The organism is Sedimentibacter hydroxybenzoicus DSM 7310, from assembly GCF_013403245.1.
In the GTDB taxonomy this organism is placed as follows: Bacteria; Bacillota; Clostridia; order Tissierellales; family Sedimentibacteraceae; genus Sedimentibacter; species Sedimentibacter hydroxybenzoicus.
Map to the genome: position 1 here is coordinate 1 of NZ_JACBNQ010000029.1, position 15,362 is coordinate 15,362.

General features: G+C 35.5%; 14 protein-coding genes. 1 reads left to right on the top strand and 13 read right to left on the bottom strand.

Going from position 1 to position 15,362, the window contains the following annotated elements; translation table 11 throughout:
* Positions 1-67: 67 nt before the first annotated feature.
* The 10 genes from HZF24_RS16665 to HZF24_RS16710 form a co-directional block, all read right to left on the bottom strand.
* Complete coding sequence (locus HZF24_RS16665; RefSeq protein WP_179239503.1) at positions 68-322, bottom strand: (2Fe-2S)-binding protein; 255 nt, start codon at positions 320-322, stop codon at positions 68-70.
* A 22-nt stretch (positions 323-344) separates the two neighbouring features.
* On the bottom strand, positions 345-1,079 hold the full coding sequence (locus tag HZF24_RS16670; protein WP_179239504.1) for an FCD domain-containing protein: 735 nt from the start codon (positions 1,077-1,079) through the stop codon (positions 345-347).
* A 98-nt stretch (positions 1,080-1,177) separates the two neighbouring features.
* Positions 1,178-2,608 (bottom strand): sodium:solute symporter family protein, encoded by a 1,431-nt coding sequence (locus HZF24_RS16675; RefSeq protein ID WP_179239505.1) that lies wholly within the window; start codon positions 2,606-2,608, stop codon positions 1,178-1,180.
* Positions 2,609-2,669: 61 nt separating this feature from the next.
* On the bottom strand, positions 2,670-3,830 hold the full coding sequence (locus tag HZF24_RS16680) for an NAD(P)/FAD-dependent oxidoreductase (protein WP_179239506.1): 1,161 nt from the start codon (positions 3,828-3,830) through the stop codon (positions 2,670-2,672).
* A gap of 13 nt (positions 3,831-3,843) precedes the next feature.
* A complete protein-coding gene (locus HZF24_RS16685) occupies positions 3,844-4,902 on the bottom strand; it encodes an aspartate kinase (protein ID WP_179239507.1) in 1,059 nt (352 codons plus the stop codon).
* 21 nt (positions 4,903-4,923) lie between these two features.
* Positions 4,924-5,946 carry an aspartate-semialdehyde dehydrogenase gene (locus HZF24_RS16690; protein ID WP_246346174.1) on the bottom strand — a complete coding sequence of 341 codons (1,023 nt, stop codon included), beginning with the start codon at positions 5,944-5,946 and terminating at the stop codon, positions 4,924-4,926.
* Between the two features lie 314 nt (positions 5,947-6,260).
* Positions 6,261-7,451: a pyridoxal phosphate-dependent aminotransferase gene (locus HZF24_RS16695; protein WP_179239508.1), complete on the bottom strand. Its 1,191-nt coding sequence runs from the start codon at positions 7,449-7,451 to the stop codon at positions 6,261-6,263.
* 279 nt (positions 7,452-7,730) lie between these two features.
* Positions 7,731-9,956: a ferrous iron transport protein B gene (gene feoB, locus HZF24_RS16700; protein WP_179239509.1), complete on the bottom strand. Its 2,226-nt coding sequence runs from the start codon at positions 9,954-9,956 to the stop codon at positions 7,731-7,733.
* Positions 9,957-9,972: 16 nt separating this feature from the next.
* The gene (locus tag HZF24_RS16705; RefSeq protein ID WP_179239510.1) at positions 9,973-10,194 is read right to left on the bottom strand and encodes a FeoA family protein; all 222 of its coding nucleotides are present in this window, start codon (positions 10,192-10,194) and stop codon (positions 9,973-9,975) included.
* Positions 10,195-10,204: 10 nt separating this feature from the next.
* Entirely contained in the window at positions 10,205-10,417 is a 213-nt protein-coding gene (locus tag HZF24_RS16710; protein ID WP_179239511.1) for a FeoA family protein, read from the bottom strand.
* Between the two features lie 540 nt (positions 10,418-10,957).
* On the opposite strand from HZF24_RS16710, the gene HZF24_RS16715 reads away from it, so the two are divergent.
* Positions 10,958-13,279: an ATP-dependent Clp protease ATP-binding subunit gene (locus tag HZF24_RS16715; RefSeq protein ID WP_179239512.1), complete on the top strand. Its 2,322-nt coding sequence runs from the start codon at positions 10,958-10,960 to the stop codon at positions 13,277-13,279.
* A 45-nt stretch (positions 13,280-13,324) separates the two neighbouring features.
* Here HZF24_RS16715 and HZF24_RS16720 read toward each other — a convergent pair whose 3' ends face one another.
* From HZF24_RS16720 to HZF24_RS16730, 3 genes are all read right to left on the bottom strand, one after another.
* Positions 13,325-14,167 (bottom strand): DegV family protein, encoded by an 843-nt coding sequence (locus HZF24_RS16720; protein ID WP_179239513.1) that lies wholly within the window; start codon positions 14,165-14,167, stop codon positions 13,325-13,327.
* Between the two features lie 88 nt (positions 14,168-14,255).
* The gene (locus HZF24_RS16725) at positions 14,256-14,708 is read right to left on the bottom strand and encodes a MarR family winged helix-turn-helix transcriptional regulator (protein WP_179239514.1); all 453 of its coding nucleotides are present in this window, start codon (positions 14,706-14,708) and stop codon (positions 14,256-14,258) included.
* A gap of 55 nt (positions 14,709-14,763) precedes the next feature.
* Positions 14,764-15,357, bottom strand: a complete 594-nt coding sequence (locus HZF24_RS16730; RefSeq protein WP_179239544.1) for a DNA-3-methyladenine glycosylase — start codon at positions 15,355-15,357, stop codon at positions 14,764-14,766.
* Between the last annotated feature and the right edge of the window lie 5 nt (positions 15,358-15,362).

The window sequence follows — 15,362 nt, forward strand, 5'->3', positions numbered from 1 at the left end:
GTAATTCTTTGCGATTTTCTAGGTGCTTTTGGTCTCTTTCTTTTGACCTTGTTTTTCATAGACTACTTTACACTATCAAAACTTTCATTTTTACCGGTCTTACCGGAGCCCTGAAGCTTGAAGTTTTCACATCTTCTATCTTAATGCTTAATTCCTTTGCAAGAATCTTTTCTACAGTTTTTCTGCATGTGCGCCCCTGACATAAACCCATTCCTGCACGAGTAAATTTTTTCACTTCATCAACAGTAGTTGCGCCATCTTCTATGGCTTTTAAAATTTCTTCTTCTGTTATTTCCTCGCATCTGCAAATTATTTTACTCATCGAGCCACTTCCTTATTGATAATTATTTATCTCTGCTGCTATACTTGTGCCAATATGTCAATACATCCTCCATAAGATTATCCATATGCTCTGCCATTAATCTCTCCGCTTCATTCTCATTATTGTTTTTTATAGCGTTGTAAATTTTCTCGTGGGAGGAAGTGTAAGGAGAATTAATCTGTCTTCTTAAATTTTCGAAAAGCTTTGATTGCTGTTTAAACGTGGCAATTATATTGTACATTGCTTCTAAAATTGAATTTCCCGATGCTTTTGCTATTGTTCTGTGAAATTCAAGGTCCTCGTCTGCTATACTGTCACCACTTTTTGCTCTTTCATTCTGCCTCTCTACAATTTTTTTTAATTTATTTAAATCCTCCTTAGATATATATCTGGTTGCAAGCCTCGTAGTTTCCCTTTCAATGGCTTTTCTCGCCTGAATAACCATAATAAAGTTTTCTAAGACCTCTGTAGATATTATCTTATCTAATTTTTCCTGATGATAATTAATAATATTGATTGTTTCGGCTTTTTTTAATGCAAGCTGACCTTCTGTCGTAATTATTCTTCCTTCGTTCTTATACTTTTCCAAAAAGTCGCTGCTTTCTAATTTAGATAAAATCCTGCCGACAGTTGCAGTGCTGACCTCAATATTTCTTTCTCTTAATATATTTTCAATAGCCCAGGTACCGATAGGTTTGTTTTCTTCTTCTATAATTTTCAATACTTCAATTTCTATCAAGTCAAGGATTTGCCTCATAATTACACCTCTTTAGTGATTAATAATATGCCCTATTATCTCATAAGGAACGTGTTATTACAACAGCAAACCCCTAAACATTTCATATTTTTTACAATTTATACAGCTTCTTCACTTTTCTTCTTAGTTGCCAATGAAACTACCACAAGCAATATGGATGCCACAGCAAGTGCTATCAGAACCTTGTTTGCCCCAAGTGCATTTATTTGACTTAATACGGCACCTGCAACTATACTGACTCTTGCACCCCAAGGAGTAACCTTGCTGTTTTTCTTGCCTGCTTCATGTGCTTCTGGGCTTTCCTTCCACAACAAACCTATTACAAGCAAAGGTACCAGTCCGGCACCTGCCATTGAGTATGCCTTTGCGAACAAATCTAAAATTGAGCTTGCATAAATTGCACCTAGTGCCGCAAATACTCCTATAATCGCCGTAAGCCATTTAGCATACTTAACCAATTGAGCATCTGTCGCATCCGGCTTGAAAGGTTTAATTAAGTCATTCGTAATTAATACGGAGGCAGAGTTTAAGTTTGAATCTGCTGAAGACATACCTGCCGCTAAAACGAGTGCAAATATCATACCTGCAATTGCCACAGGTACTTTATTCATCATAAACCATGCCATTGCATCCCCGGGTGCCAGATCCTGATTAATAGTGTAAATAATCATACCGACAAATGCTGTCAGCATAACAGCTAATATTGCAATAATACCGCTGTAAAGCAATCCGTTTTTTGCTGTCTTAGGATTATTTGCAGAAAAACACCTCTGCCAGTAAATCTGAGCAACCAATATACCTATTGTGCCTGTTACTATCATGTTAATTATCCTCATAGGATCAGAAATACCGAATTCCCACATTTCCGCTTTGCCCAATGCTTCTAATCTGATGCCTATTTCTCCGACTGAAAAGTTAACTTCTTTAAATGCATAAATGTAAAATATGGTACCGAATATCACTACGAGTACACCTTGTAATAAGTCAGTCCATACAACAGAGTATATACCGCCCAGCGTAGTATAAATAATAAACACCGTCGAGAATAAAAGTATAATCGGTAGCGGGTCAACTCCGGTAACAACACTGAATATGCTTCCTAACGCTTTACCCTGTCCGCCAACCCATGCAATCATAATTGATGATGCCAATACACCTGCCAATGCTCTTGTTGTTTTATCCTTGGTGATTAAGTCATCTAACAATTCAGGAAACGTGTTGTAAGTAAATTTACCTGCAAACCCGGCTATGAATAAAGCAAATATAATTTTTGAACCTTGTTCTCCAAGAATAAATGCCATCCATGATAACCCGACACTATATCCGTTGCCGGCATGACCTACAAAATTACCTACACCCATTATTGTTGCAAACTGTGTGAAGAAAATAAGGTACATCGGGAAAGACTTTCCACCGATAGCATAGTTTGAAAAACTAAGTTCTGCCTGACCTTTAAATTTTAGAGATATCCACATGAATGCACCGCACATTACAAAAGTAATAATCCAAATAGCAATTCCTAAACTCATAATATCCTCCTTTTTTTATTTGACAGGCTGCTGAAAAGGTTCTTTTTCAGCGACCTGAGATTTAATTAAATCTCTCGAAACTGAGTTCATCTACATCAATTGCAGCTTTTTCTCTGCAAATCATTTGGGAAATAAGTTTACCGGTTATAGGTGCCATTGCTATACCATCGCCTTCATGCCCTGAGGCAATGTAATAACCTTCATGTCCTTTCACTTCAGATATAATCGGTTTACCATCTTCACATGCCGGTCTGAAGCCGGCAAAGGTCCTTATAATATGTACATTTTTAAATATGGGGAAAAAGTCCACTGCCTGATTTACTAAAATTTCAATTACTTCCGTATCGGTACCCTTATTATAATTGCCCTTTTCTCTTGTGCTTCCTATTAAATAGTTTCCACTGCTTGCCTGCGAGCACGAAAGTCCGATACCAAGCTCCTTGTATCTTTCACTGTAGTTAACAAGCTCCGGATTTAATTTTGAAATTATATAATCAGCACTCCATATATTTTCTTTTCCAAGCTGAGGAATACTTTCCGTAATAATAATCTGACCTTTTTTTGATGTTATGGGGATATCTATTCCTATTAGTTTTCCAACCTCTCCACTCCATGCCCCGGCTGCATTGATAATATTTTCGGTTTCAAACTCTAAATCGTTTTCCAGTTTTACAACCCAATAGCTTGATTTCTTTTTCAGCTCTGTTGCATAAGTTCTTTTATAAACGTCCATTCCGGCTTTTAATGTTTTAGATAAAAACGCTCTCATTACATATAGAGGATATACCTGCGAATCCTCTGTACCATGTGTGGAAGCAATAATGCCATCCTTAACATACGGATGATACCTTTTAACGTCTTTCTTATCCAACAGCTCAATATTAAGTCCATAATTTTTTTGTTGCCTTACGTAGTTCTCCATAAAAGACATATGATCTTCGTTATCAATTAGGATCATTCCGCCTCTGCTGTGAAATCCTATATCATAATCCAAATCTTTTGATAAGCCCTTGTATAGATTTAAGCTTTCTATAGCAAGCTCCAGATTCTTGCCTGGTTTCTTTGACTGCAATAATATCATGTCATCGCAAGCACCGGATGAACCGTCTCCTATTTGATTCTTTTCTACTAAAGCAACCTTTTTATTTTTAAGCGATAAATAATAAGCACATGATAACCCTATAATCCCACCGCCTAATATAACTACGTCATACGTCTTCATGCCGGTCCTCCACTTAAATACTATAATCTAACAGTTGATTAAGCTGCTTCACTACGTAGGAATGCATCAATTTGACTGCCTCTGAATATTGCTTGTTATCAATTACAAAAGTAATATACTTGTCATGAACTGACAGTCTGTATACATTAATTTTTCTCTCTGTTAATTTATTTCTCAGCTCTTCTACAAATTCGGGATAATTTAAAAAATTACTTCCTATCAAGCTGATTTCACAAGCTTCCGCATTTTCAGTTCCACTCGCATAATTTACATTTCTTATGCCCGCAATACCGGTTAAGTTCAAAATATCTCTGAACTCCTCTTTATCTGCACCTATCAAGGTGCCGGGATGGTCGCTGAATGTAGATTTAACGTATAATTTAATTTCAGGGTTAGTCATTGCCACCTCAACTGCTCTCGGGTGTATCACCTTAGCTCCCATATTAGCTAAATTACAGCAGTCCTCATAGCTTATTTCATCTAATAAAATCGCATCCTTGACTATTCTTGGATCTGCTGTCATAATACCTTCCACATCCGTAAAAATGTCAATTTCCTCCGCTGCCACAGAAACTCCTAAAGCGCAGGCAGTCGTATCGCTGCCTCCTCTTCCCAAGCTTGTTGTATCTCCTCTTTCTGATATACCTTGACCTCCGCCTACAACTACTGTGTATCCATCTCTTAATAATGAAATTATATTTTCATTTTCAATTCTTATTATTTTTGCATCCGTATAATTATCATCTGTTATTATACCTGCCTGAGCTCCTGTTAAATAAACCGATTTATATCCTCTTTTTTGCAGATTGGAGGTAATAACAGTACCTGATATATTTTCTCCGCAGCTGAAAATAACATCTAATTCTCTTTTACTTACCGAAGGGTATTCATTTTTCAGAAGATTTAAAAGCGTGTCAGTAGCATAGGGGTCACCATTCCTCCCCATCGCCGATACAACAACGATTAGTGAATAGCCATTATTAATAGCATCATCAATTTTTTTATAGACGTATTTTCTTGAATCTTTAGTAGCTACAGATGTACCACCGAATTTTTGCACCAATATGCGCATAGATACCTCCAACGGTCTTCTTTACAAAGTTTTAACCAATAACTCAGCTATTTGAACAGCATTTGTCGCCGCACCTTTTCTTACCTGGTCTCCACAGCACCATAGGTTTATTGAATTGTTTTTACTGAAATCCTTTCGTATTCTGCCCACATATATTAAATCCTGCCCTGCCGTATCTATCGGCATCGGATATAAGTTATTTTTAGGATCATCCACCAACCTAACGCCTTGAGCTTTAGAAAGCAGCCCTCTTACTTCTTCAACACTTATAGGTTTCTCTGTCTCTAATGTTATGGACTCAGAATGACTTCTGAATACAGGAACCCTTGCGCACGTACATGAAATTTCGATGTTGTTATCATGAAGTATTTTTCTGCCCTCATTGTACATTTTCATTTCTTCTTTTGTATAACCGTTCTCTTCAAAACTGTCTATGTGAGGTATTATATTAAATGCTATTTCATGTTGAAATACCCTGCTTGTTGTCTCTCTGTCGCTTAAAACATCCTCAGTTTGCCTTTTTAACTCATCTATACCGAGTACTCCTGCACCTGATACTGCCTGATAAGTAGAAACAACCATCCTCTTTATGCCTGCATGCTTGTAAATTTCATTTACTGCCACTAACCCGATTATTGTAGAACAATTTGGATTGGCTATTATCCCTTTATGCAATTCGATATCATCCGGGTTAATCTCAGGTATTACTAAGGGTACATCATCATTTAATCTGAAAGCGCTGCTGTTATCTATTGCAACAGAACCGCTTGCTATAATATGCGGCATAAATTTTTTACTTATATCACCTTCAACAGCAACCATCGTAATATCTACATTTTCAAATGAGCTTTCAACAGCTTCTTCAACTATATATTTTTTTCCTTTAAAAACGTATTCCTTTCCTGCATCACTGATATGAGCCAACAATTTTAAATCTTCTATCTCAAAGTTTCTTTCTTCCATTACTTCAAGCATTTGTATTCCTACGGCACCCGTGGCACCAAGAATTGCTATTATCGGTTTTCTTATTTTTTTGTTCTCCAAGACGAACCCTCCTACTCATCAATTGATTAGTTATATACAAATTATATAATGAGGTATTCGATATGTCAAGCTAAAATATCGTTTTCTTTATATGTTATATTTTCGACATTGCTAATCACGACATGATTAGTTAATTTTCTACATAATACTAATGTTATGCTTTATATGGCTGAAAAAGAACTTACTCACCTAAGCGACAGTTGGTTTTCTTAACAAAAAAAGGTGTTTAATAAACACCCCAGATTGATGATAATCATTTTAACAAATATGAGATTTTTCGCTATCGCTCAGTATGACGCAAATGTAGTTTTTTCTTATTTCAATTTTCTTAATCCCTCTTCCATTCTATCCATACCTTCCCTTATGTTTTCTATGGAGTTGGAATAGGATATTCTTATACTGTCCTTAGCGAAAAATGCATCTCCCGTTACTACGGCTATTTTACTTTCACTCAACAGGTAATCACACATATCCATTGGATTATTTATACTAAAGCCATTATAACTTTTTCCGTAAAATTTATTTACTTTTATCATTACATAAAAAGCGCCCTTTGGCATTACACAATTGATTACCTCTATTCTATTTAATCTTTCTACTATGAATTTTCTTCTTTTATCAAATTCTCTTCTCATTTCCTCAACAAATTTTTCAGAATTTGAAAGCGCTTCAATTGAAGCATATTGTGCAGGTGAATTAGGACTGGTGGTCGTGTGTCCCTGATAGTCACTCATGGCCTTAATAACGTGTGTTGGTCCTACGGCATAACCAATCCTCCATCCGGTCATGGCGTATGATTTAGATACACCGTTGACGGTTATTGTTTTCTCCTTTATTGACCGTGATATAGAAGCAGTACAGCAGTTTGATTCACCGTCATATATCAATTTTTCATATATTTCATCGGATATAATATAAAAGTTATTTACAACTGCCAGATTACCCAGTTTTTCCAATCTATCTCTTTTATAAACCGCACCTGTGGGATTGTTTGGAGAATTTATTAAAATTGCCTTTGTTTTATTCGTTATCTTGTCTTTAATTTTATCAACATCTAAATCATATCCCGTATTTTCGTCCATTTCAATCAATACCGGTATACCGCCCGTTAGTTTAATCATTTCTATGTAGCTGATCCAGCAAGGGGTCGGAACTATCACTTCATCTCCCGGATTGATTATTGCCATAAGTGCATTTGTAAGAGATTGCTTTGCTCCGGCTGAAACAATTACGTCCTTTATGGTATAATCCAAATTGTAATCCTTTTTAAATTTTCTGCATATTTCTTCTCTTAGCTCAATCGAACCTGATGCGGGAGTATATTTTGTATATCCTAATCTATATGCTTCTTCCGCCTTTTTAATAATATTGTCCGGTGTATTGAAATCCGGTTCTCCAATATTAAATCCGATTACATTGATTCCTTGTTTTTTTAATTGCGCTATCTTCTCAGACTGAGCCAATGTAACTGATGGTACCATTTCTTGAACTCTTTTACTTATCATGGCGCACCTCATATAAAATTTTTTTAATTATATCATATCTGAGCCGAGTGCAGCGCAAGCTCGCTTGCATTGCCGAGGCGATGGTATGATATATGTATTATATCATGCAGTATACCACAATAATATGAGAATACAATTTATTTTATTAAATTTCGAATCAACATTAAACAATAATAAAAAAGCTATGCTAATCCCTTAGCATAGCTTAAATTATTGAAAAATCCCGTGTATGTCACACAAAAATATTTACTCCCTACGGTCGTATATTTTCAGCACCCTTTAAAATATTAAGCTTCCAACATTATATATTATAAATGAAACAACATATGCTGTAAGCATTTGTACTCCAATTGCAGCACCTGTCATTTTCCATGTTTTCAGCTCTCTTTTCATTGCTCCAACAGCTGCAAAGCATGGCATACATAAAAGGTTAAATGCCATATATGCGTAAGCGGCAGCATCAGTTTTTATGTCATTCTTCATGGTTCTTAGAGCATTTTCGTCTCCGCCTTCCCATAAAACTGCTTCGGCATAAATATCAAATGCAGCTTCCTCATCATATACACCGTCCTCAAAGCCGAGTTCTTCTAATTCTTCCTCACTATATGCAGAGAAAAATTCTTCAAGATATTCAAGATTTACATCCTCATCGTATAATTGTGCTAAAGTAACAACAACCATTTCCTTTGCAATCCAGCCTGTCACAACTCCTACGGTAGGTCTCCATTCTCCGAAGCCAAGGGGCTTGAATACAGGAGCAACAACATTTCCTACAGAAGCTAAGAAGCTTTCATCCATTTCTGCCATAATGCTTTCGTCTTCATTGTTTGCAGCATTAACTCCATTAAATGAATTTGCATTAAAATTGCTCAAAGCCCATATAATAATTGTCGATATGAAAATTATCGTTCCTGCTTTTACAGCAAAGCCTTTTACTTTTTCCCATCCGTGAATTCCAATACTCTTTAAGGTAGGAACTCTGTATTTAGGCAATTCCATAACAAAGTTGGATGCCTTTGATTTATATACAAATTTATTTAACAGAAGTGATACGATTATAGCAACCACTATACTTAACATATAAAGAGAGTAGGTTATTAATGTCTTACTGCCATCCACAAAGAATGTTGACACAAACATTGCAAAAATTGGAAGCTTAGCTCCGCATGGCATAAATCCAGTAAGAATTGTCGTAATAGTCCTGTCTTTTTCGGTATCAAGAGTCCTTGTAGCCATCGTAGCCGGAACACTACAACCAAAACCCATCAATAAAGGGATAAATGAACGTCCCGATAAACCGAATTTACGGAAAATTCTATCCATAACAAACGCTATACGCGCCATGTATCCGCAGTCCTCAAGGAAGGATATAAGCATATACAGTACCAATACCAAAGGAATAAAACCAATGATAGCTCCCAATCCTTCGATTATTCCGTCCATAACCAGCGAATATACCCAAGGTGAAGTATTGGCAACTAAAGCATCAACTCCGCTTCCAATATATCCCCATAGGGTTTCTGCTACTCCTGCCAACCATATACCCGGACTTAACAGACCTTCGACAAAGAAAAGATTTTCGCTGAAAGTTAACGCGAACATAATGTACATTATTATTGCAAATATAGGTATTGCCAGGAAACGATTCGTTAATATCTTATCTATTTTGTCAGAACCGGTTTCAATATGTGTTTTTGGTTTTTTTACAGATTCACTAACGAGATTTGTTATAAATTTATATCTTAAATCAGCAATCTTTGCTTCAGTATCTCCATCCGCATATTTTTCTGCTTCACCTAATATAGCTATTATTTCCGGTTTTTGATTATTCGTCAATTCACCGGTTACAATATCATCATTTTCAACTACCTTAATTGCTTTCCAATAGTTAAGTGCATCTTTTTCAACTGCATCCCTTTTTGATACATTATAATCCGAAGTAAGCACTTCATATACGGCATCTATAGCTGTATTGATATTGCTGTCAAATATTTTTAATTCCTTTGGTACTGTTTTGTCATCGGCAACACGAACTGCCGCTTCCATTAATTTGTCCAATCCCTTTCCTTTTCTTGCTACGATAGGAATTACAGGTATTCCGAATGCTTCCGACAGCTTTTCGAAATTAATAACAATACCGCTGTCTTCAACTTCATCCATCATATTTACAGCTACTACCACCGGAATGCTTGTTTCAATTATCTGCAATGTAAGATAAAGATTTCTTTCGATATTAGTACCGTCAACTATATTAATTACCGCATCAGGCCTATTCTTCACTATATAGTCCCTTGCTATAACTTCTTCGGCCGAATATGGTGAAAGCGAATACGTTCCAGGTAAATCTAAAATATTTATTTCCTTATTCTTTTTATAAGTTCCTTCTTTTTTATCAACAGTTACACCAGGCCAGTTTCCTACGTGCTGCTTTGCCCCGGTAAGCTCGTTAAACAGCGTCGTTTTTCCACTGTTAGGATTTCCGGCAAGAGCTATTGTATAATTCATAAGTGTCTCCTTTATGTTATATTTCAATTTTTATATTTTTTGCTTCGTCTTTTCGCAGGCTTAATTCGTAACCTCTTATATTGACTTCAATAGGATCTCCAAGAGGTGCTACCTTAATTACCTTTATAGTAGTTCCGGGTGTTACACCCATATCCATAAGACGCTTTCTCATAGGCCCCTTTTCACCGATGCTTTGAACTGTTCCTGTCTGACCTGTTTTCAAATCGTTTAATGTCATTTATATCCTCCTATTTGACAATTATTAATGAAGCTAATCCTTTATTAATAGCAATTTTAACACCCTTAACCAATAAAATAAGTCCGTCCTGGTTTTCTCCTACGACCTTAACCAGTTCGCCTTTAACCAGTCCCAAATCATAAAGACGTCTTTTAATTTCATCTTTTCCTCTATAGCATAAAACTTCTCTTGTATCTCCAACTGCAACCATAGTAAGTGCCATATAAACCTCCTGAACAAAATGATAATGATTATCAATATCTCTAAGCTTAGTATAATTTATTGATTTTAATTTGTCAATAAGTAATTGATAGTCATTATCAATAAAGTTTTTTTAAAGCTAATACTCGTATAATATTTTACAAATAGAACATATTTATAAGGATAACATAACGGATAGTTATATGAGAAAAGCTGAGATTTCTCACTTACGCAGGAAATGATATGAACCGGTGGTCTTGAAATTTTTATTTGTGAATAGCAGACTATTTTATTAAATTTATATTACAACGCAAATTTTTAATGCTTTTTTAAGAATTATATATTATAATCAATTTTGTATAATTAATTTTAAAACTATAAACTTCGTTTTCGTCATCCTGAGCGATAACGAAGTATCTCACATGAGTTGAAGGGGGATGAGCCTTTAGGGAGGGGTAACTTGTGCAGAAATACCTTAAAGGAATGTCCGCGTCAGAATAATAAATTTAAATAAATTTGCCGATAAGTATTACAGCAAAAGCAAAATATAGGAGATGAAAAAATGTTGTGTTCAGTTTGTAAGAAAAACGTAGCTGTTATATATGTTAATAAAATTTTAGAAGGTAAAATGCAAACTATGGGCTTATGCATTCCTTGCGCAAAAAAACAAGGTATTGCACCTATGGATCAAATAATGAAGCAAAGCGGCATGAAACCGGAAGACTTTGAAAACATTAATAATCAGCTTGTAGAAATAATGGGAGATGTTGATATAGATAATTTATCGAAAAATATTGAATCCGAGGATTCCGAAGGCATGAAATCATTGATGAATTTTATGAATTCAGCTTTTTCAGGTTTATCTAATTCTTCTAATAAAGAATTCCAACCCACAGATGATGAAAGTGTAGATATTGATATGAAAAATACCGGAAGCAACTCCGGAACAAAGGTAAAAGAAAAAGTTAAGAGAAAGAAATTGAAATATCTCGATACTTACGGAACTAATTTGACGGAACAGGCAAGGTTGGGTGAATTAGACAGAATTGTAGGCAGAGAAAGAGAAATTGACAGGGTCGTTCAAATATTAAACAGACGTTCAAAAAACAACCCTATTTTAATCGGTGAGCCGGGTGTCGGCAAGACGGCGATTGCCGAAGGACTTGCCGTAAGAATAGCGGAACATAATGTTCCCGTAAAGCTGTTCAATACTGAAATTTACTTGCTTGATTTAACCTCTGTTGTTGCGGGAACACAGTTCAGAGGTCAATTCGAAGCTCGTATGAAAGCAATAATTGATGAGGCAAAAAAAGCAGGAAATATTATTATTGTTATCGACGAGGTTCATAATATTGTTGGTGCAGGAGAAGCTGAGGGCGGAGCAATGAATGCTGCTAACATTTTAAAGCCGGCACTTGCAAGAGGTGAAGTACAGGTAATAGGCGCAACAACCTTGGATGAATACAGAAAGCATATAGAAAAGGACACGGCACTTGAAAGAAGATTTCAGCCGGTGCTGGTAGATGAGCCGTCAATTGAAGACTCTATTGAAATAATCAAAGGCATCAAGGATTACTACGAAGATTATCATAATGTTAAAATATCTGATGAAGTAATTGAACAAGCCGTCTTAATGTCGGAAAGATATATTACCGACAGATTTCTTCCGGATAAGGCAATAGACGTTATAGACGAAGCCGGTTCAAGGGCTAACTTAAAAAACAGCGGTTTGGTTGAGCTTGAAGCTCTGAGAACCGAGTTAAGTGAAATAAAGGAAGAAAAAGAAACGGCGGCTGAAGACGATGATTATGAACGAGCTGCTGAGCTTAAGGTTAAAGAATTAAAGGTTGAAGCGAAGATAAGGGAATTATCAAAGGAATGCGATAATGTACATCTGACCACAGAGGATGTGGCATTCGTAATTGAAGCATGGACAAAAATTCCTGTTCAAAAAATCAATCAAGCTGAAGCGGAAAAGTTAATTAACCTTGAAGAAAGCCTGCATAAGCGCGTTATAGGCCAGCATCCTGCAGTTACTTCTCTGGCAAGAGCCATAAGGAGAAACCGCTCAGGCTTTAAGAAAAAGAAAAAGCCTTCTTCATTCATATTTGTGGGACCTACAGGTGTGGGTAAGACAGAATTGGCAAGAACTCTTGCCTTCGAGCTGTTTGAAAACGAAGATGCTATGATTAGGTTAGACATGTCCGAGTACATGGAAAAGCATACTGTTTCTAAGCTGATTGGAGCACCTCCGGGATATGTGGGTTTTGACCAGGCGGGCTTCTTAACGGAGAAAATAAGAAGAAGACCTTACTCTGTTATATTGCTTGACGAAATAGAAAAAGCTCATGAGGATGTATTTAATATATTGCTGCAAATATTAGAGGACGGCAGATTAACCGATAATCAGGGAAGAACCGTAAACTTTGAAAACACGGTAATCATCATGACCTCCAACGCCGGAACAAGCATTAAGGCAAATAAAATCGGTTTTGGAAATAAGGAATATGAAGCAATGGAAGCAAAGGTTAAGGATGCTTTAAAGCAAGCCTTCAGACCTGAATTCTTAAATCGTATTGATGATATAATTGTGTTCAACGAATTATCAAAGGATGAACTGAGACAAATAGTTGATTTAATGTTAAAGGAAGTTATAAAAGAAGGTAAGGAAAAGAAAATTGCCATTGATGTAACTGACGAAATGAAAGAATTCATACTTGAAAAAGGTTACAATACAAAGTACGGAGCAAGACCTTTAAGACGTGCCATCCAAAAATATGTTGAGGATGAAATATCTGAAGCTTTTTTGAGAGGGAATCTTAAAGAGGGCAGCTCGGTTACAGTTAAAATAAATGGAGAAAAAACAGAATTAATAATCACGTAAATATAAAGGCAGAATTCATTAATTGAATTCTGCCTTAGTTATTTATTATTTGTTCAAGAATCCTATTCCTAAAACACCGGGACCTGCATGTGTTCCTATTACAGCTCCTATCTCTTGCTCTATAATATTCTTAATCTTATACTTTTCCTCGATTGTTTTTCTTAGTATCTGAAGCTGGTCATAGCTTTGTCCATGAAATAAAAGGACTGTTTTGTCTGATAAATCAAATTTATTCTTTTCAATCCATTCATCAAACCACTTGATTGTTTTATTTTTACCTCTTACCTTATCGATTACCGATACTGCGCCGTCCTTTATACCTATTATAGGTTTTATGTTTAACAACGAGCCTATAACCGCCTGACTTTTTGACAATCTACCGCCTTTCTCAAGGTATTTAAGAGTATCTACACCTGCTACAGCAACAATTTTATCCTTTACATTTTCTAATTCTTCAACTATTTCATCTATACTCTTATTTTGATTAACTAATTCAATTGCTTCTAATATTAAAGCAAAAGTCCCGAGACATACACTTTTAGAGTCTATGATACTGATATCGTCGCTCCCTATCATATCCTTTGCCATACGAGCAGAATCATATGTGCCGCTCAGCTCTGAAGCTAAAAATATTCCGAGAACCTGATCCCCTTCTAATAATATTTCACTGAATGCTTCTACAAAAGTACCGGGTGAAACCTGAGATGTTGTAGGAGATTTTTCAGCTTTAGTTAATTTATCAAAGAACATGGACGTAGTTAATTCCACCTTGTCTAAATATGATTCATCCCCAAAATTAACCGTTAGCGGAATCATTTTTAAATTGTGCTTTTCTATAATTTCCTGCGTAACATCTGCAGTACTGTCTATAACTATTCTGATACCCATAATAACCTCACTATTTTCATTATCAAATTTTTTGATTCTTAAAGTATTATATTGTAAAAATCTTAAGAAATTCCTAATAAGAAATTAACTATTTATAACCAATATCATATTTTTGTTTAAAAAATACGTCAATATCTGTCAATATCTTGATTAATAATTCTTCTTCCTTAGTATCTAACTGCTGCAATGCACTGATAACCATATCCTTGTGGAAATCCTCGTGAGCACTATAAGCTGCTACACCCTTTTCTGTCAATTTAATTATAACCACACGCCTGTCTTCAATTGAACGTTTTCTTTCCACATATCCTTTTCTTATCAGATTATCCACAGCTGTAGTAAGTGTACCTGACGTAATTCTTAAATCTTTCGCAGTGTCAGACATGGTTCTTTCTCTGTTTATGCCGATGTTTTCTATTACATGCATCTCAGAAATAGATAAATCAGAAAATTCTCCAATCTTTAAACATTTTTCTTCAATATCCAGAATATTTGCAAATAGCCTGACAAGTATTTCATTAACAGCATCGTGATTGTTCATAAAATCACCTTAATTTATTTTGATAATCAAATTATATTTATTTTTAACAAGTTTGTCAACTGTTTTTTAACATGGTATAGCGCCATAAAAAATCTCTTGCTTCTTCTGCATAGTCAATGTTTATTCTCTTGCTTTTTTCCACAATAAAGTCACTGAAGCCGTCATCTTCAACATAAATTTCATTGCCGATAAGATCGGTACCGTTGTGCTCTTTAGAAATGTTCAATGCCTTGCATAGCTTTCCGGGACCGTTAAGTAAATTCTTAATCTGATATTTTGATAATCCATTGTAAGTTTTTTTGTATCTGTTTAAACTCATCAATTCTATATTTTCAACCGGCTCAGCGCCTCTGATCAATACTGCGCTGCATGTACCTTCTTTTTCTGTTACAAAATTCATACAATAATACATGCCGTATATAAAATATACATAGGTAAACCCCGGTAGTCCAAACATTATTTTGGTGCGAGGTGTAATTTTATTTCCATAAGCGTGACTCGCCTTATCAATTTCAGCTACGTATGCTTCAGTTTCATTTATTCTGACCTTGATAATTTTATCATCATACCGTCTGACTATAATTTTACCTATTAAATCCTGACCCACAATTCGTGCATCTCTGTCATAAAAATTTCTGTCTAACATTATATTGC

Coding starts and splice junctions, on each gene's coding strand:
- HZF24_RS16695 (WP_179239508.1), bottom strand. CDS start 7,451: ATGATAAGTAAAAGAGTTCAAGAAATGGTACCATCAGTTACATTGGCT.
- HZF24_RS16725 (WP_179239514.1), bottom strand. CDS start 14,708: ATGAACAATCACGATGCTGTTAATGAAATACTTGTCAGGCTATTTGCA.
- HZF24_RS16680 (WP_179239506.1), bottom strand. CDS start 3,830: ATGAAGACGTATGACGTAGTTATATTAGGCGGTGGGATTATAGGGTTA.
- HZF24_RS16715 (WP_179239512.1), top strand. CDS start 10,958: ATGTTGTGTTCAGTTTGTAAGAAAAACGTAGCTGTTATATATGTTAAT.
- HZF24_RS16675 (WP_179239505.1), bottom strand. CDS start 2,608: ATGAGTTTAGGAATTGCTATTTGGATTATTACTTTTGTAATGTGCGGT.
- HZF24_RS16705 (WP_179239510.1), bottom strand. CDS start 10,194: ATGACATTAAACGATTTGAAAACAGGTCAGACAGGAACAGTTCAAAGC.
- HZF24_RS16685 (WP_179239507.1), bottom strand. CDS start 4,902: ATGCGCATATTGGTGCAAAAATTCGGTGGTACATCTGTAGCTACTAAA.
- HZF24_RS16670 (WP_179239504.1), bottom strand. CDS start 1,079: ATGAGGCAAATCCTTGACTTGATAGAAATTGAAGTATTGAAAATTATA.
- feoB (WP_179239509.1), bottom strand. CDS start 9,956: ATGAATTATACAATAGCTCTTGCCGGAAATCCTAACAGTGGAAAAACG.
- HZF24_RS16665 (WP_179239503.1), bottom strand. CDS start 322: ATGAGTAAAATAATTTGCAGATGCGAGGAAATAACAGAAGAAGAAATT.
- HZF24_RS16710 (WP_179239511.1), bottom strand. CDS start 10,417: ATGGCACTTACTATGGTTGCAGTTGGAGATACAAGAGAAGTTTTATGC.
- HZF24_RS16720 (WP_179239513.1), bottom strand. CDS start 14,167: ATGGGTATCAGAATAGTTATAGACAGTACTGCAGATGTTACGCAGGAA.